This is a genomic window from Nocardia sp. NPDC056564, from assembly GCF_042793755.1.
Classification (GTDB): Bacteria; Actinomycetota; Actinomycetes; order Mycobacteriales; family Mycobacteriaceae; genus Nocardia.
Map to the genome: position 1 here is coordinate 286,622 of NZ_JBHTUR010000007.1, position 15,745 is coordinate 302,366.

Sequence of the window (15,745 nt, forward strand, 5' to 3'; positions counted from 1 at the left end):
TCCCCGCGTGATCGCGGTGGCCGCGTGATGGTGCTGGCCGCCGTAGGGGATTCGTTCCAGCAGACCGCCGCCACCGGACCGTTGTTGCTCGCGCTGGGCGCCTGCCTGCTCGCCGGCCTGGTGTCCTTCGCCTCGCCGTGCGTCGTGCCGCTGGTGCCGGGTTATCTGTCCTACCTCGCCGGGCTGGTCGGTGCGGAGGCGCCGCCCGCCACCGTCGCGCAAGCCCAAGGGGCGCAACCGAGTTCGGTCGCCGTCAGCTCGGCCGCGCAGGCCGCGCGGACCGGACGCATGCGGGTGGCCGGCGCGGCGGGACTGTTCGTCGCCGGGTTCACCGTCGTGTTCGTGCTCGCCACCGCGACGGTGTTCGGCGTGATCCAGACCCTGAACGTGAATCGTGAACTGCTGCAACGCATCGGCGGCGTGGTCACCATCCTGATGGGCCTGGTCTTCATCGGCCTGATCCCGGCGCTGCAACGCGACACCAGGATGGAACCGCGCAGGCTGACCAGCATCGCGGGGGCGCCGCTGCTCGGCGGGGTGTTCGCGCTCGGCTGGACGCCGTGCCTCGGGCCGACGCTGTCCGGCGTGATGGCGGTCGCCGCGGGCACCGACGGGACCACCGCGGCCCGCGGGGTCGCGCTCATCGTCGCCTACTGCCTCGGCCTCGGCCTGCCGTTCATCATCCTGGCGTTCGGGTCGGCCAGCGCGCTGCGCGGCGTCGGCTGGCTGCGCCGCAACTCGCGCACCATCCAGATCATCGGCGGCCTGCTGCTCGTCGCGGTCGGCGTCGCGCTGGTCACCGGGGTGTGGGATCAGTTCGTCGGCTGGGTGCGCGACGGGTTCGTGTCCGGGGTGACGCTGCCGATATGACCGTCACCGAAAAGCCGATGACCGCGCCGGCGCCGCCGCCCCGGCAGTCACCGCTCGGCAAGGCGTGGGCATTCGTGCGCAACACCTGGCGCGGGCTGACCAGCATGCGCACCGCGCTGGTGCTGCTGTTCCTGCTCGCGCTGGGCGCGATCCCGGGCGCGCTACTGCCGCAGCGTAGCCTGAACGCGCAGAAGGTCGATCAGTACATCCGGAACCGGCCGACGCTCGGCCCGTGGATGGACCGGTTCGAGCTGTTCGACGTGTTCGGCAGCTTCTGGTTCACCGCCATCTATGTGCTGCTGTTCATTTCGCTGGTCGGCTGCATCCTGCCGCGCTGCCTCGATCACTACCGCGCCCTGCGCACCCCGCCCGTGCGCGCGCCGCGCAACCTCACCCGGCTGCCGCACCATTACACCGGCAGCGCCGAGCGGACGCCCGACGAGGTGATCGCGGGCGTGCGGAAGGAGTTGCGCGGCTGGCGAACCGAGGTCCGGCCGGGCACCCGCGACGGCGAGATCACCCTCGCCGCGGAGAAGGGCTACACCCGCGAGCTCGGCAACCTGGTCTTCCACCTCGCCCTGGTCTGCCTGCTGGTCGCCATCGCGGTCGGCAAGCTGTTCGGCTACGAGGGCAACGTCATCGTCATCGCGAACGACGGTCCCGGCTTCTGCACCACCTCGCCCGCGGTGTTCGACTCGTTCAAGGCGGGCAACGTCAACGACGGCACCGGCATGGCGCCGATCTGCGTGCGGGTCAAGGACTTCAAGGGCGACTACCTGGAGAACGGCCAGGCGGAGATGTTCACCTCGAACATCGAATACCAGTCCGGCGCCGACCTGCAGACCGACACCTGGCGCTCGACCCGGATCCAGGTCAACCACCCGTTGCGGGTGGCCGGTGACCGGATCTATCTGCAGGGCCACGGCTACGCGCCGACCTTCACCGTCACCTTCCCGAACGGGCAGACCCGCACCGAGTCGCTGCAGTGGCGGCCCGAGGACGCGCGGACCTTCCTGTCCAGCGGCGTGCTGCGCATCGACCCGCCCGGCGGCATGTACCCCACCGACGAGGAGCGGCGGAAGAACCAGATCGCCATCGAGGGCCTGTTCGCGCCGACCGCGCTGTTCCACGGCAGCCTGCTGACCTCGTCGTTCCCCACGATGAAGGATCCGGCCGTCGCCGTCGATATCTATCGCGGCGACACCGGGCTCGACACCGGCAAGCCGCAGTCGCTGTTCGCGCTGGACCCCGAGCAGGTCAAGCAGGGACGACTGAGCAAGGAGGCCAGGGTGAACCTGCGCCCCGGCGAGTCGACCAGCCTGCCCAACGGCACCAAGGTGACCTTCGACGGCGCACAGGAATTCGCCAACCTGCAGGTGTCGCACGATCCGGCGCAGCAGTGGGTGCTGGTGAGCGCGGTGACCATGATGCTCGGCCTGCTGGTGTCGCTGCTGATCAAGCGGCGCCGGATCTGGGTGCGGGTCTACCCCGCCGAGAACGCAGCCGGTACCGTGGACCAACGACGCACCGTAGTAGAAATGGGCGGGCTGGCTCGGACCGACCAGGCGGGCTGGGGCAGCGAGTTCGACCGGCTACGCGCGCGCCTGCTCGACGTGCGGCCCGGCTCGGCGGCCGACACGAAGACCACGGGAGAGTAGACATGCCGATCAACGAGACCATCGCGCGCTACAGCGATTTCTCGTTCAAGACCGCGATCGTGGTCTACGCGCTGGTGCTCGTGCTGCTGATCTGGCAGTACGCCACCGCGCGCGGCCGTCAGGTCGCGGAGCGCGACCTCGTCTCGGCCGGCGGTCCCAGCGATCCCGCGCTGCCCGGCCGGGTGGTCGGGGCGCCGGAGAAGCCGCTGTCCGAGCGACTCGGCAACATGGCGTTCTCGGTCCTGGTCGTGGCGATCGTGCTGCACATCGGCTCGATCGTGCTGCGCGGCTTCGCCACCCACCGCTTCCCGCTCGGCAACATGTACGAGTTCGTCACCATGGCCACCGCCGCCGCGGTGCTGATGGGCGCGCTGTTCCTGCGCGAGCAGAAGTACCGCGCGATGTGGGTCTTCCTGCTCGTGCCGGTGCTCATCCTGCTGTTCCTCGCGGGCACCATCCTCTACGCCGACGCGGCCCCCGTGGTGCCCGCGCTGAAGTCGTTCTGGCTGCCCATCCACGTCACCATCGTCAGCATCGGCAGCGGCGTCTTCCTCTTCGCCGGCGTCTCCAGCCTGCTGTTCCTCTACCGGCTGCGCCAGCCCGAGGGCGAGGAGTCGAGCAACATCCTCGGTGTCATCGCCCGCCGCCTGCCCGACGCCCGCACCCTCGACCGCCTCGCCTACCAGGCCACCATCATCGGCTTCCCCCTCTTCGGCGCCGGCGTCATCCTCGGCGCCATCTGGGCCGAGGCCGCCTGGGGCCGCTTCTGGGGCTGGGACCCCAAGGAGACCTGCTCCTTCATCGCCTGGGTCCTCTACGCCGCCTACCTGCACGCCCGCGCCACCTCCGGCTGGCGCGACACCAAGGCCGCCTGGATCAACGTAGCCGGCTTCATCGCAATGCTTTTCAACCTCTTCATCATCAACATGGTGATCAGCGGCCTGCACTCCTACGCCGGACTCAACTGAGCCGGCTCGGCCGCCGCGCGCGGTCAGGAGTAGTCGCGGAAGGTCATCACGAATCCGACCAGTGCCATCGCGAGTAGGGCGAGGTATGCGGCTACGCGGAGGACGAGCCAGGGCAGGTCGGCCACGCACAGGCCGGTGATCATGGCGGTGAGCATCATCAGCATGCCGTAGAACGGTGTCCGCTGTGGATGGCTACCCATGCCTGCCGGGTACCCCGTGGCGCTGTGTCCACTCCGGCCGCGAGATCGTTCGGGTGCTCGCGGTGTGGACCCGGCCTATTCTGGAATCGATGGGTTGGGGATCGTCGGAGAGCAGGGGTGCGACGCCGTCGGGTCGGTCGAGTCGATGGTGGGTGGTGGCTGCTGTCGTTGCCGTGGTGATCGTCGTGGTTGTGGCGATTGTGGTTGTTGCGCAATCGAATCGGGGTGCGGGCGGTGGGGGCGCGGACAGCTCCACGGTGGATCGGCCGGTGGATACGACGCCGGTCTCGGCGGTGTGGAGTATCCCGAAAGCCTTTCTGGGGCAATGGGAAGGCGTGGTGCAGGACGGGGTGCGGGCGTTCGATGTGGAGTTGATCGTCAAGCCGGGCAAGAACTCCGAAGAACTCGTGCTGTGGGCGCAGACGGAGGAAGCGTCGGGTAGCCGGTGCACCCGGGTCGGGCGGGTGGTCACCGTGGACGAGGCCGAGCTGACCCTGGCCGTGCGGCCGACCGGTGGCGCGGATTGCGCGGCAGATGCCGCGACCTCGGTGATCCGGCTCCAGCCGGACGATTCGATGCAGTATCGCGCAGGTGCCGCCACCGGCATCCTGCATCGGGCGTAGCCGACGACGGCAGCCCCGCGCCTCGATCGAGATCGGGCGTGGGGCTGCCGAATTCGGGCTCCGGTGCCACCCAGGCGATGGCACGCGGCGCGGACGAGCTACACCTCGAGGTCTTCCTCGATCCCCTTGAGGCGGTGGCGGGCGAGGGCGAGGTTCGCGCGGTTGCGATCGAGGGCGAGGTAGAGGAACAGGCCCTTGGATTTGCGACCGGTCATCGGACGGATGATGTGGTACTGGCCGGACAGCGTGATGAGGATGTCTTCGATGGCGTCATTCAGGCCGAGCTGATCCATGGTGCGCATCTTGGCGCGCATGACCTCGGTATTGCCCGCCGCGGCGACCTGGAGGTCCAGCGTTTTGGAACTGCCAAGGGTGCCTAGGGCCATGCCGCTGTTGTAGTCGACGACGGCGGCGCCGACCGCGCCGTCGATCACCATCATGTCCTTCAATGACAAATCCAGGTTGGACATGTCTGTTCCTTTCATTCGGATTTCGGTGCCTGGTCTTTGCCGATGTTCGCGATGGACGCCAGATGATCGGCGATGGTGCGGGCTACCGGCCGGGATTCCAGGTGGAGCCGGCCGACGTTCACCTCGGGGCCGGCCAAGACGGTCAGCGAGGTCCAGCCCGCGGCGTAGACGACCACGTGCCCCTCGGTGCCGTGCACGACGACCTCGTGGAATCCGCCGCCGTTCGCGGTGGTCACCAGCCGGTAGGACAGGGATAGCTGGGCCGCCGCCAGCGCGGCCATCCCGGCGGGTTCGATATGCGGCGGTAGATCGTGCGCGACGAGTAGTCCGTCGCCGGACGCGACCAGCGTGCCGGTCAGCCGGGGAACCCGTCCGCGTAGTGCCTTCAGCTCCGCGAGCACCGCCGCGTTCGGTTCAGGTGCGGACATCGACACCTTGGTCAACCTTCCCATCAGATCGCCGAGCAGTTTCTTCCGCGCGGTCACGCATCCTCCAAAGCCGCCCGTAGGCGAACGAGCAAGTCGGCGTCGGGTTTCCAGCGATCCGGCGCCGGAACCGGCGTGGCCTGCCGCACCCGGCGCCGACGCACCGGTTCGACCGGTTCCGCCAGGCGAGGCAGCGGCTCGGTGGTCGCGACGGGTGCGGGTGGTTCGATGAGCCCGGCGGCGGTCAGCTCGCGCACCGCTACCAGACACCCGTAGGTGGTTCGGCCGAGATACTCGCCGATCCCGGTGACGCTGCGCCGGGCGTCGGCGGCGGCGAGGACTTCGGCCTGCCCGCCGGTGAGGACCACCCGTCGTCGCGGGCCCCGGCGGACCGGCGCGACGGGGGCGCGATCGACGAGCCGTGCGGGCCACGGCGGGGAGTCGGGATCACCCCGGCGCGCACACTCCCGGACGAGCACATGCGGCGGGATCCGGCAGACAGCGACCAGCCAATGCGGAGGCGCGGGCCGGAATTCGGGAATCGACGGGGAGCCGAGCAACAAGTACGCGGCATCGAAGACCGACAGCAACGCCAGGGTTTCCAGCCGCGGCCGGGACAGCAGACGATCGGCGTCCCCGGCCTCGGCGCGCCGCCAGTCCTCGTCGGTCGCCACGCCGGCCTCCAGGACGAGCCGGGCCAGGCTGCTGGTGCGCAAGCAGTCCGCCGAGGTGATCGCGCCGTCGGTGAGCTGGAATGCGCCGTCGCCGACGAACAGCACTCCGGTGCATTTCTCTATTTCCAGTCGCGAAAGTTCTTCGGTCAGCTCACTGATCATGGCCTGCTCCGGCGAATTCGGCGAGAATTCCGCGGAGCTGGATTCGAGCCAGCGCCAGATTTCCGGCGTCGTCGTCGAATAGCGCGTGCAGGAAAAGCCGGCCGTCGAAGTCGCCGTGCACCGGGTTCAGCAGATGAAATCCATTGGTACCGTACACGATCAGCTCGGTGATGTTCTCGCCGTCCCGGCCGGTGGTCAGCGCGGGGCAGTCGAGCACGGTACGCATGACGTCGGTGGTCGCGGCCGCGTCCTCGTGCTGGTCGACCACGTCGTGCCGGCCCGCCGCGGCGATCGCCAGGCCGCTCGCGCCGTCCACCAGGGTCGCGCAGCGCGCGCCGGGGATATGCATGATGCGTTCCAGACAGCCGTCAACACCGATCACCACGTCACCACTCGTCAAATCCGGGGTCCAAGAATTCCGAAGGCTACACACTGGCGATGGGTAACACGCGGTAAATGCCGCAAAGTTCTGCTCTAAATAATTTCGGTAAAAATACCTTTCTGTATTGAATACCCAGCGGTTTCTGTTAATCGGCCGCACCGGTCGGATTTATCTGTGCCGCCGCATTCCGTCGGCGTGCTGTTCGCCGGTCCTGCGCGGGGGTGCGGCTCGGCCGAGCCGGCGCCGGTGCGGCAATCGGGTCCGCCCGCAAACGGATGGTTAGCTCGGCTAACGCTCGGCGAGAGCCGCGGGCGTCCTACTGCCCGGCTCGACCTGTGGTCGGCGGGTGTGTTCAGTTCCGCTACATCGGAATAAGTTCGGCTCAACCAAGGGATCGCAGGAAAGTGACCGGCGTCACTTCGTCACTCGGGCGATAGGGAAAACGGCAATAGTGGTGCAGATCACGTGGTCAACGGCGTGCCGTTCGGCGAAACGCCGTGTCCTGTCTATATGCGATGCGTCTATCCGGCGCACAAACGGTTGAGGAGACGGGCCTTTGGATTCCGATTACTTCACCTATCTCCCGGCCGCGGTGGTCGACGCGGACGGGAGGTTGGTCGAGCAGTTGAACGACGGCGGACTGCGCAAGCTGGTGCAGACGGCAGCGGGGCTCTCCGTGGAGGCGCAGCACTATCTGGCGATGCTCGCGAATCGACTGCGCGCGAGCGAAGGGCTGCACGCGCGCAACCACGCCGAGGGTGAGATGTGAGCCGCGAGAGCGGGATCCGGGCCGAGCGCTCAGCGCTCGGTGGAGTCGGAGTCTCCGTTGCGGTGCTGGCGGGATAGCCGCCAGAGGAACTCGGGATCGTCGTCCGGTCCGACGACGCGCTTGCGTTGCGGTGATCGCGTGTGGGTAGCGGTCGGTCCGGCAGATCTCTCGGGGCCGAACGCCTTCCAGCACAGCACCGCGACTGCCACGACCGCGATGAGTGCCAACAGGTACGTCACGTCGCTCACCTCCTGGTTACGAGGGTAGTCCCGTGCGTAGCTCTCGCACACCGCTGACGTGAAATCGGTACGCCGGGTGGGCGCGGGCCCCGGCACGATGGGCCCGCGCGGCCCGCAGTCAGCGTGCGGTCGCCTCGGTGGTGAGCGACTTGAGCAGCTGCATTACCTCTGATTCGCGGAACCGGCGATGTCCGCCCGGTGTGCGCAGCGAGCCGAGACGCCCGGCATGCGCCCAGCGGGTGACCGTCTTGGGATCGACGTGGAACATGGCAGCAACCTGCCCTGGTGTCAGCAGGGTGTCCTGGCCGCCGACGGTGATCGCACTCATAGCAAACCTCTCCGTTCTCGACAGTTCCCTCATCAGATGGCGACATCGTTGCACTGAAACCCCTAGGTACTCGAACCACCTACTGTTGGTAAAGGGGAAGTAATAGACAAATCGGATATGCTCCCGACCTCGGCAACGGGCGCGCGCCGCGGGCGGGCAACAGCTTCGCATAGGCTGAGGCACGTGAGTGACGCAACTCCACCAGATGGTGTTCCAGGACAGCAAACCGCTGGCGCGGGCCGTCGGCTCGCCCGCAACCTCGGTCTGTACACCCTGGCCAGGCTGGTCCTGGTCGTGCTGATCACCGTGCTGATCGTGCTGGTCGCGCGGCTGGTCAAGGTGGACATTCCGCTGGTGGTGGCCGCTTTGTTCGCGCTGATCATCGCCATGCCGCTCTCGCTCACGCTGTTCAAGCGGCTGCGCGTGCGGGTCAACGAGGACATCGCCGTGGTGGACGAACGCCGCAGGCACGACAAGGCCCAATTGCGGGCTCGGCTGCGCGGCGAGACGCCTGAGGACAATCAGGGGGCATCGTGAAGTCCTGTGATCGCAGCACCCCGCGCGACTGGGTCGACAACGCGGTGCGGCTGATCGACGCCGATGCCCAGCGCAGCGCCGACACCCACCTGATCCGGTACCCGCTGCCCGTCGCGTGGAACGTCGAGCTCTATCTGAAGGACGAATCCACCCACATCACCGGCAGCCTCAAACACCGGCTGGCCAGGTCGCTGTTCCTGTACGCGATCTGCAACGGCTGGGTCACCGAGGGCACCACGGTGGTGGAGGCGTCGTCCGGCTCGACCGCGGTCAGCGAGGCGTATTTCGCCAAGCTGCTCGGCCTGGATTTCGTCGCGGTGATGCCGGCCAGCACCTCGCCGCAGAAGATCGCGCTGATCGAGGCGCAGGGCGGCCGTTGTCATTTCGTTCAGCGCCCACCCGACATGTACACCGAGGCGGCCCGGCTGGCCGCCGAGTGCGGCGGGCACTACATGGATCAGTTCACCCACGCCGAGCGCGCCACCGACTGGCGCGGCAACAACAACATCGCCGAATCCATCTTCGAGCAAATGACTTTGGAGTCGCACCCGGTACCGGAGTGGGTGGTGGTCGGCGCGGGCACCGGCGGCACCAGCGCGACCATCGGCCGCTACATCCGATACCGCAGGCACGCAACGAAATTGGCCGTGGTCGACCCGGAGAACTCGGCCTTCTACGGCGGCTACGAGACCGCCGACGCTGGCTACGAGACCGGAATGTCTTCGCGCATCGAAGGAATCGGCCGCCCGCGGGTGGAGCCGTCGTTCGTCGGCCAGGTGGTCGATCGGATGATCGGCGTGCCGGACGCGGGATCCATTGCGGCGGCCCGGTATGCGAGCAAGGTGCTCGGCCGCCGGGTGGGCGGCTCCACCGGCACCAATCTGTGGGGTGTGTTCGCCATCGTCGCCGAGATGCTCGCCGCGGGCCGCGGCGGCAGCGTGGTGACGCTGCTGTGCGACGGTGGAGATCGTTATGCCGGAACGTATTACGACGATGCCTGGGTCGAGTCGCAGGGGCTGAGCCTGGCCGAGCCGACCGCGATCCTGGACAAGTTCGCCGCCACCGGCGAGTGGGCGGGCTGACCGCACCCCGTCGCAGGGCCGATCGAAGGCCGCCGTCATCCGGGACGCAGCACCCGGCGACGGCGGCCTTCGTGTTTCTTCGCCGAGCGCGAACAGCCTCGTCGTCAATTTTTGTTGACATTTACCCGCCTCGTCAATCAAAATTGACGACATGACGGAAGCGACCACTCTGGCGGCCGCCGCGGGCAGCCCCGACCCCAAGGTCGGGTTGCGCGCGGTGCTCGCCCTGCGTCGGCTGCTCGAACGTCTGGAAGCGATCCAGGTGGCCAATGCCCGCGAACAGGGCTGGTCATGGCAGCAGATCGCCGAAGCGCTCGAGGTCAGCAAGCAGGCAGCCCACCAGAAGCACAATCAGAGAGGCAGGAACCGCTGATGTTCGAACGGTTCACCAAGACGGCGCGCAAGGCCATCGTGCTGGCTCAGGAAGACGCGCGGGAACTGCGCTCGCCGACCATCGAGGTCGAGCACGTGCTGCTCGGCCTGCTGTCGCAGAGCGAAGACGAGCTGAAGTCGTTGCTGGCCGACGCGGGCGTCACCCACACCGGCGTGATGAGCGCGCTGGCGGCGCAGCGGCAAGGCGATCCGCTCGGCGGCGAACCGCTGGGGGAGGAGGACGCCGCGGCCCTGCGGTCGATCGGCATCGATCTCGACGCCGTGCGCGAGTCGCTGGAGGCGAGCTTCGGCGAGGACGCGCTCGACCGTGCGATCCCGGAGGGCAGGCGCAGCCCGTTCGGCTGGGGCCGCGGCGGCAACTTCGGCCACATCCCGTTCACCAGGGACTCGAAGAAGGTGCTCGAGCTGTCCCTGCGGGAAGCCTTGGCCCGCAAGGACAAGACCATCGAATCCGGGCACGTGCTGCTCGGCATCCTGCGCGCGCCCAATCAGACCACCGTGCGTCTGCTCGGCGGCGCGCAGTCGGTCCACGACCTGCGGCCCAAGGTGCACGCGCTGCTCGATCGCGCGGCCTGAGCCGGTGGACATGGGTCGGCGGGGCGGCCACGAATCGCGTTTCGAGTCGACACATGTCCACCTAGCCGCCTTAGCATGGGCGCATGCAGCTTCTGATTCGGTTGATCATCAACGGGGTGGCCATCTGGCTGGCCGCCGCCTGGGTCGACAAGATCGACATCATCAGTCCGGCGGACAACGGCAACGTCGGCAAGGTGCTCGTCGTGCTGGCCGTCGCCGCGGTGTTCACGGTGGTGAACGCACTGGTCAAGCCGATCGTCAAGCTGCTCTCGCTGCCGCTGGTGATCGTCACGCTCGGCCTGTTCCTGCTGGTGATCAACGCGCTCATGCTGTGGCTGACCGCGAAGATCACCGAGACCACCGACTACGGCCTGCGGGTCGACGGCTTCTGGGCCGCGGTGGTCGGCGGCCTGATCGTCTCGATCGTCAACTGGGTGCTCGGCATCCTGGTTCCGGACGGCGACGACTAGCCCGCGCGGCTACCTCAGCCGAAGCTGATGGCCACCGCGGTGAGCGCCGACCAGGCGAGCATCGCGAGGCCGGAGTCGCGCAGCGCCGGAATGAGTTCCAGGCCGCCCTTGCCGGAGCGGACCGGCGCGTTGGCCCGCACCGCGAGCGGAATGGCCAGCAGCCCGACCAGCGCGAACGGGGTGCGCGCCAGCAGCAGCAGCGTGCCGATGAACGGGACGGCGAGCAGCGCGAGCTGCAACGTCCTGGTCCGCGGGTCGCCCAGTTTGACCGCCAGGGTGACCTTTCCGGACTGCGAGTCGGTCGGGATGTCGCGCAGGTTGTTCGCCACCAGCACCGCGCTGGAGAACGCGCCGACCGAGACCGCCAGCACCACACCGGCCCAGTCGATCCGCTCCGCCTGGACGAACTCGGTGCCGAGCACGCCGACCAGGCCGAAGAACACGAACACCGCGATCTCGCCGAAGCCGCTGTAGCCGTAGGGCTTACTGCCGCCGGTGTAGAACCAGGCGCCGGCCAGGCAGGCCACGCCGACCAGCAGCAACCACCAGGCCGTGGTCGCGGCGAGCACCAGGCCGACCACCGCGGCGATGCCGAGGCTCAGGATCGCGGCATTGCGCACCGCGGCGGGCGAGGCCAGCTTCTGCCCGACCAGCCGCACCGGGCCGACCCGCACGTCGTCGGTGCCGCGAATGCCGTCGGAGTAGTCGTTGGCGAAGTTGACGCCGATGATCAGGGCCAGCGAAACCAGCAGCGCGAGAAGGGCTTTCCACCACACGGCGCCGTCGAGCGAGGCGGCGGCACCGGTGCCCGCGAGCACGGGGGCGATTGCGTTCGGCAGGGTGCGTGGACGTGCGCCCTCGATCCATTGCGCTGCTGTAGCCATCCCCGCAGCATAGTGTCGCGGTCGGACAATGGCCGCTCAGCGCCCGTCGGCCTCCGCGACCGCCTTCAACCGGGCCAGGCCCTTCTCGAAATCCTTGCCGACCAGTTTGTCGGTCGGCAGGATCTTGGACAGCACCTTCATCAGGCCCTGCTGCTCCCCGGTCATCCGCCAGACCACCTCGGTGGCGCCGGACTCGGTCGGGTTCAGCTCGAACAGCACCTGGTTGGTGGCCTTCCACGGCTTCTCGAAGACCAGCCGGATGCCGATCTCGCGATCGGCGCTGGCGATCACCTCCATGCTGCCCGCACCGGCCTTGCGGTTGCCGACCCAGGCGTACGTGGCCCCGACGCCGGCGTCCGGGCCGGTGTAGGTGCGTTGCAACTGCGGGTCGAGGTCCTCCCAGGGGGACCATTTCGTCCACTCGTGCAGGTTGTCGATCAGCCCGTGGATGCGCGACGGCTCGGCCGAGATCACGGCCTGCCGGACCACTTCGAACTCAGCCATGCGGACAGCGTAGGCGACCGACCACCGGAAATGGAGTAAAAAACCATGTCGGCTCGACCAGCCCTGCTCGCATACGATTACCGCGGGATGTTGGCGGAACAGGGCGGCCAGGACGGTCGCGGTCACGTGGTGCGCGCGCCCGCAGGTGAACCGGTCGTGGTCGCCCTGCTGGGCGAGATCGCGCTGCGCCGCGACGGCACACTGACCGCGCTGCCCGGCGCCCGGTCCCGGCTCCTGCTCGCGGCCCTGGCGCTGCACCCCGGCCGCAGCCGCAGCGCGCAGTCGCTGATCGACGACGTGTGGGGCGAGCAGCCGCCGCGCGCGCCGATGAACGCGCTGCACACCCAGGTATCGCGGCTGCGGTCCGCGCTACCGGACGGCGCGCTGGAGATCGGCCCGGCCGGGTACCGCCTGACCTTGCCCGCCGACCAGGTGGATCTGACCCTGGTGGCCGACCTGGTCCGCCAGGCCCGCGCGGGCCGGACCGCCGGTGACGACGTGGGCTGCCTGGACGCGATCGCGCGGGCCCGGACGCTGTGGCGCGGCGAGCCCGGCGCGGATCTGCCGCCGGGCGCGGTGGCCGACGCGCTGCGCGCGGTGGCGACGAGCCGGCTCGCCGAACTGGACGCACTCGAACTCGTGGCTCGCGAGGCGACCGGGGACCTCGACGGCGCACTGCGGATCGCCCGATTCCAGGCGGGGGCGAACCCGCTGGACGAACCCGCGCAACTCACGCTGATGCGGTTGCTCGCCGTGGCCGGTCGGCCCAACGAGGCACTGGAATCGTTCGCCGCCTTCCGGTCTCGGCTGGTCGAGCAGCTCGGCGCGGATCCGGGTCCGGCGCTGGTCGAGTTGAACACCGCGATCCTGCGCGGCGATTCGCTCGGCCACCGCGCACCCGCCGGGACGGTTCCGCCGCAGGGCGGCGTGGTCACCGCCGCGGGGCACGGCACCGAAAGGCCAGGCGCGACCACGGATTTCGGCATGCCCACGGCGATCGGACTGCGTGCCGCGCCCAACGCGCTGCTGGGCCGCGAGGCCGATCTGACCGCGCTCGACGAGCTGCTGCGCACCTCGCGGGTGGTCACGGTGCTCGGTCCCGGTGGCTCCGGCAAGACCCGGATCGCCAACGAGGTCGGCGCGCGGCTGGCGCGCAGCCGCTCGGTGGTGCTGGTGGAGCTGGCATCGATCCGCGCGGAGGACAGCGACATCGTGCTCGAGATCGAGGCCGCGATCAGCGCGGTCCTCGGCCTGGGCGACACGTCGATGGGGGCGGCGTCCGCCCTGCGGAATCGCGAGGTCGTGGCCGCGAGCAGGCAGCGTCTGCGCAATGCGGTCGCGTCGCGACCGATGACACTCGTCCTGGACAACTGCGAGCATCTGATCGACGCCGTCGCGGTCGTGGTCGCCGACCTGATCGGCGTGGCTGATCTGCTGACCGTGCTGACCACCAGCCGCGCGCCGCTGATGATCACCGCGGAGGCGGTATACCCGTTGCCGCCGTTGACCATCGACGCGGCCGGGTCGCCCGCGACCGAACTGTTCGCGGCGCGGGCCAGGTCGGTCCGCCCCGGCGTCCGGCTCGATCCCGAGACCGTCGCGCAGCTGTGTCACACCCTCGACGGCCTGCCGCTGGCCATCGAGCTGGCCGCCGCGCGGGTCCGGGTGATGAGCGTCGAGGAGATCAATCTGCGGCTGACGGATCGGTTCGCGCTGCTGCGGCACGGCGATCGCAGTTCGCCGGAGCGGCATCGCACCCTGCACGCGGTGATCGACTGGAGCTGGAACCTGCTGGATGCCCCGCAGCAGGTGGCGTTGCGCCGATTGTGCCGATTCCCAGCGGGTTTCACGCTGTCCGCCGCCGAGGCGTTGGTCAGCGGGCCGGAGGTCGCCGACGTCGCGGCGGCGGTCGACGGCCTGGTGAACCAGTCGCTGCTCACCATGCTCGACGACGAGGTCCTCGGCACCCGCTACCGGATGCTGGAGACGGTGCGCGAGTACGGCGACGAGCAACTGGCCGCCTGTCCGTCCGAGTCCGACCTGATGGCCGAGCGGTTGATGGTGTGGGCCAAGAACTATTGCGCCGCCGCGGCGGCGCGCTACCTCACCGGCGATCAGGTGGAGCTGGCCCTGTCGGTGGCCACCGAGTTGGACAATCTGCTCGCGGCGCTGCGCTATGCGCTCGAACGGCGCGATGCCGGTACCGCGTACACGGTGTTCCCGGTGATCAGCATGCTGTGGGTGCTGCGCGGCTCGCACCTGGAGGTGATCGCCTGGGCGCCGCGGGTCGCCGAGCTCTACCCGGCCGATACCGGGCCGGACGCGCCGCCCGGCGACCTGGTGTTGATGAGCTATCAGACGATGTTCATGCATCTGGCCTTCAGCCGGGCCGACCCGCGTGCGCTCGCCCGGCTGCGCACCAGGGTGCGGCGGTTGCTGCGCGACCGAACCGATCTCAGCGAGGCCAACCGCTTCGTCGGCAACATCGTGCTCACCCGCTCCGACGGCCGGGGCCTCGCGCGCTACATCGCGCATTCGATCCGGGCGAAGGATCTCGAAACTCGTTCTACCGCTTTGCTGTTGCGCGCGAATATCCGGGAGAACCTCGGTGACGTGCGGGGGTCGACGGTGGACGCGGTGCACGCGCTGGACATTCTCGGCGGGGAGAATGTCTGGAGTGTGGCCATGGTGTGCAGGCACCTCGGCCAGGTGTACGGCCAGATCGCCGAGTACGAGCGGGCCGTCGTCCACTACCGCCGCGCGCTCGGCATGCTACAGCGGCTGGGGGCGTACGAGGACACCGTCGAGACCAGGGCCATGCTGGTCGCGTCGCTGCTCGGCGCGGGACGCCTGGACGAGGCGCGGCGCGAACTGGCGCTCGCGTTCGAATCGTCCCACCTCGACGGCGTGGTGGGCGGGCAGAACCATCTGCTGGCCACGATCATGCAGAGTTCCGCCGAGACCGCGCTCGCCGAAGGGGACATCGAGGGCGGCCTCGACCGCTACCAACGGGCCTTGGAGTTGTCCGGCTGGCCGGAGGACGAGGCGAATCCGGGGCCGAGCGGGCTCATGCTCGGCGCCACCGTGGTGTCCGCGCGCGTGCTGCACGACGCGTTGGATACCACCGACGATCTGATCACCAGCCTGATCGAGCTCGCGTTGCCGACCATGGCCCAGTTCCGGGACCTGCCGCAGGTCGGCGCCGTCGCCGCCACGGTCGGGCTGTATCTGGTCGCGACCGAGCAGGAGCTGGCCCGCGGCCTGGAGTTGTTCGCCCTGGCGCCGAATGCCTTCTGCCGCCAGGACTTTCCGTCGATGCGCTGGTCCACCCAGGCCGAATTGGTCGACCGGCGGCTCGGTGCGGGCCCGTTGGCCGAGGCCAGGACGAAGGTGGGGCGCATGCGCCGGAAGGACTCGGTCGACCGGATCATGCAGATCCTGGGGGAGTTGCGCGACGAGCTCTGAGCGGCACGCGGCAACGCCGGTCGACCCGTGGCCGACCGGCGTTGCGTTGCCCCTCATCGGGTTTCG

The 15,745-nt window shown here is 68.9% G+C and carries 20 protein-coding genes; 11 read left to right on the forward strand and 9 right to left on the reverse strand.

The window, feature by feature from the left end; genetic code table 11:
- The first annotated feature begins 27 nt into the window (after positions 1-27).
- From ACFQ9K_RS20390 to ccsB, 3 genes are read left to right on the forward strand one after another with little or no spacing between them, the layout of a single operon-like run.
- The gene (locus ACFQ9K_RS20390; RefSeq protein WP_378723294.1) at positions 28-870 is read left to right on the forward strand and encodes a cytochrome c biogenesis CcdA family protein; all 843 of its coding nucleotides are present in this window, start codon (positions 28-30) and stop codon (positions 868-870) included.
- Entirely contained in the window at positions 867-2,528 is a 1,662-nt protein-coding gene (locus ACFQ9K_RS20395) for a cytochrome c biogenesis protein ResB (RefSeq protein ID WP_378723279.1), read from the forward strand. Before ACFQ9K_RS20390 ends, ACFQ9K_RS20395 begins: the two co-directional genes overlap by 4 nt.
- 2 nt (positions 2,529-2,530) lie before the next feature.
- A complete protein-coding gene (gene ccsB / locus ACFQ9K_RS20400; protein WP_378723280.1) occupies positions 2,531-3,496 on the forward strand; it encodes a c-type cytochrome biogenesis protein CcsB in 966 nt (321 codons plus the stop codon).
- A gap of 23 nt (positions 3,497-3,519) precedes the next feature.
- Here ccsB and ACFQ9K_RS20405 read toward each other — a convergent pair whose 3' ends face one another.
- Positions 3,520-3,696 carry a hypothetical protein gene (locus ACFQ9K_RS20405; protein ID WP_378723281.1) on the reverse strand — a complete coding sequence of 59 codons (177 nt, stop codon included), beginning with the start codon at positions 3,694-3,696 and terminating at the stop codon, positions 3,520-3,522.
- 155 nt (positions 3,697-3,851) lie between these two features.
- Between ACFQ9K_RS20405 and ACFQ9K_RS20410 the strand changes: the two genes are divergently transcribed.
- Positions 3,852-4,319 (forward strand): hypothetical protein, encoded by a 468-nt coding sequence (locus ACFQ9K_RS20410; protein ID WP_378723282.1) that lies wholly within the window; start codon positions 3,852-3,854, stop codon positions 4,317-4,319.
- Between the two features lie 98 nt (positions 4,320-4,417).
- On the opposite strand, the gene ACFQ9K_RS20415 is transcribed toward ACFQ9K_RS20410, so the two are convergent.
- Genes ACFQ9K_RS20415 through ACFQ9K_RS20430 form a run of 4 tightly spaced genes read right to left on the reverse strand, consistent with a single transcriptional unit; the run spans position 4,418 to position 6,435 of the window.
- The gene (locus ACFQ9K_RS20415; protein WP_378723283.1) at positions 4,418-4,789 is read right to left on the reverse strand and encodes a hypothetical protein; all 372 of its coding nucleotides are present in this window, start codon (positions 4,787-4,789) and stop codon (positions 4,418-4,420) included.
- Between the two features lie 11 nt (positions 4,790-4,800).
- Complete coding sequence (locus ACFQ9K_RS20420) at positions 4,801-5,274, reverse strand: roadblock/LC7 domain-containing protein (RefSeq protein WP_378723284.1); 474 nt, start codon at positions 5,272-5,274, stop codon at positions 4,801-4,803.
- Complete coding sequence (locus tag ACFQ9K_RS20425; protein WP_378723285.1) at positions 5,271-6,050, reverse strand: hypothetical protein; 780 nt, start codon at positions 6,048-6,050, stop codon at positions 5,271-5,273. Before ACFQ9K_RS20425 ends, ACFQ9K_RS20420 begins: the two co-directional genes overlap by 4 nt.
- Entirely contained in the window at positions 6,040-6,435 is a 396-nt protein-coding gene (locus tag ACFQ9K_RS20430; protein ID WP_378723286.1) for a hypothetical protein, read from the reverse strand. Before ACFQ9K_RS20430 ends, ACFQ9K_RS20425 begins: the two co-directional genes overlap by 11 nt.
- 553 nt (positions 6,436-6,988) lie before the next feature.
- Here ACFQ9K_RS20430 and ACFQ9K_RS20435 point away from each other — a divergent pair.
- A complete protein-coding gene (locus ACFQ9K_RS20435; RefSeq protein ID WP_378723287.1) occupies positions 6,989-7,201 on the forward strand; it encodes a hypothetical protein in 213 nt (70 codons plus the stop codon).
- A 29-nt stretch (positions 7,202-7,230) separates the two neighbouring features.
- Here the strand turns inward: ACFQ9K_RS20435 and ACFQ9K_RS20440 are convergent, their stop codons facing one another.
- On the reverse strand, positions 7,231-7,440 hold the full coding sequence (locus ACFQ9K_RS20440; protein WP_378723288.1) for a hypothetical protein: 210 nt from the start codon (positions 7,438-7,440) through the stop codon (positions 7,231-7,233).
- A gap of 118 nt (positions 7,441-7,558) precedes the next feature.
- Complete coding sequence (locus ACFQ9K_RS20445) at positions 7,559-7,768, reverse strand: BldC family transcriptional regulator (RefSeq protein ID WP_040739417.1); 210 nt, start codon at positions 7,766-7,768, stop codon at positions 7,559-7,561.
- Between the two features lie 183 nt (positions 7,769-7,951).
- Here ACFQ9K_RS20445 and ACFQ9K_RS20450 point away from each other — a divergent pair, with 183 nt between their 5' ends.
- The 5 genes from ACFQ9K_RS20450 to ACFQ9K_RS20470 all read left to right on the forward strand — a co-directional run bounded on the left by ACFQ9K_RS20450 (position 7,952) and on the right by ACFQ9K_RS20470 (position 10,826).
- Complete coding sequence (locus tag ACFQ9K_RS20450) at positions 7,952-8,305, forward strand: DUF4229 domain-containing protein (RefSeq protein ID WP_378723290.1); 354 nt, start codon at positions 7,952-7,954, stop codon at positions 8,303-8,305.
- Positions 8,302-9,387 carry a PLP-dependent cysteine synthase family protein gene (locus tag ACFQ9K_RS20455; RefSeq protein WP_378723292.1) on the forward strand — a complete coding sequence of 362 codons (1,086 nt, stop codon included), beginning with the start codon at positions 8,302-8,304 and terminating at the stop codon, positions 9,385-9,387. Before ACFQ9K_RS20450 ends, ACFQ9K_RS20455 begins: the two co-directional genes overlap by 4 nt.
- A gap of 151 nt (positions 9,388-9,538) precedes the next feature.
- Positions 9,539-9,760 (forward strand): helix-turn-helix domain-containing protein, encoded by a 222-nt coding sequence (locus ACFQ9K_RS20460; RefSeq protein ID WP_150399788.1) that lies wholly within the window; start codon positions 9,539-9,541, stop codon positions 9,758-9,760.
- On the forward strand, positions 9,760-10,356 hold the full coding sequence (locus ACFQ9K_RS20465) for a Clp protease N-terminal domain-containing protein (RefSeq protein ID WP_378720631.1): 597 nt from the start codon (positions 9,760-9,762) through the stop codon (positions 10,354-10,356). Before ACFQ9K_RS20460 ends, ACFQ9K_RS20465 begins: the two co-directional genes overlap by 1 nt.
- An 83-nt stretch (positions 10,357-10,439) precedes the next feature.
- Entirely contained in the window at positions 10,440-10,826 is a 387-nt protein-coding gene (locus ACFQ9K_RS20470) for a phage holin family protein (protein WP_378720632.1), read from the forward strand.
- A gap of 14 nt (positions 10,827-10,840) precedes the next feature.
- Here the strand turns inward: ACFQ9K_RS20470 and ACFQ9K_RS20475 are convergent, their stop codons facing one another.
- Together ACFQ9K_RS20475 and ACFQ9K_RS20480 are read right to left on the reverse strand one after the other, a co-directional pair.
- The gene (locus ACFQ9K_RS20475; protein ID WP_378720633.1) at positions 10,841-11,710 is read right to left on the reverse strand and encodes a 1,4-dihydroxy-2-naphthoate polyprenyltransferase; all 870 of its coding nucleotides are present in this window, start codon (positions 11,708-11,710) and stop codon (positions 10,841-10,843) included.
- A 36-nt stretch (positions 11,711-11,746) separates the two neighbouring features.
- Positions 11,747-12,214, reverse strand: coding sequence for an SRPBCC family protein (locus ACFQ9K_RS20480; RefSeq protein WP_378720634.1), 468 nt, complete (start codon positions 12,212-12,214; stop codon positions 11,747-11,749).
- Positions 12,215-12,301: 87 nt separating this feature from the next.
- On the opposite strand from ACFQ9K_RS20480, the gene ACFQ9K_RS20485 reads away from it, so the two are divergent.
- Positions 12,302-15,679 (forward strand): BTAD domain-containing putative transcriptional regulator, encoded by a 3,378-nt coding sequence (locus ACFQ9K_RS20485; protein ID WP_378720635.1) that lies wholly within the window; start codon positions 12,302-12,304, stop codon positions 15,677-15,679.
- The last annotated feature ends 66 nt before the right edge of the window (positions 15,680-15,745 follow it).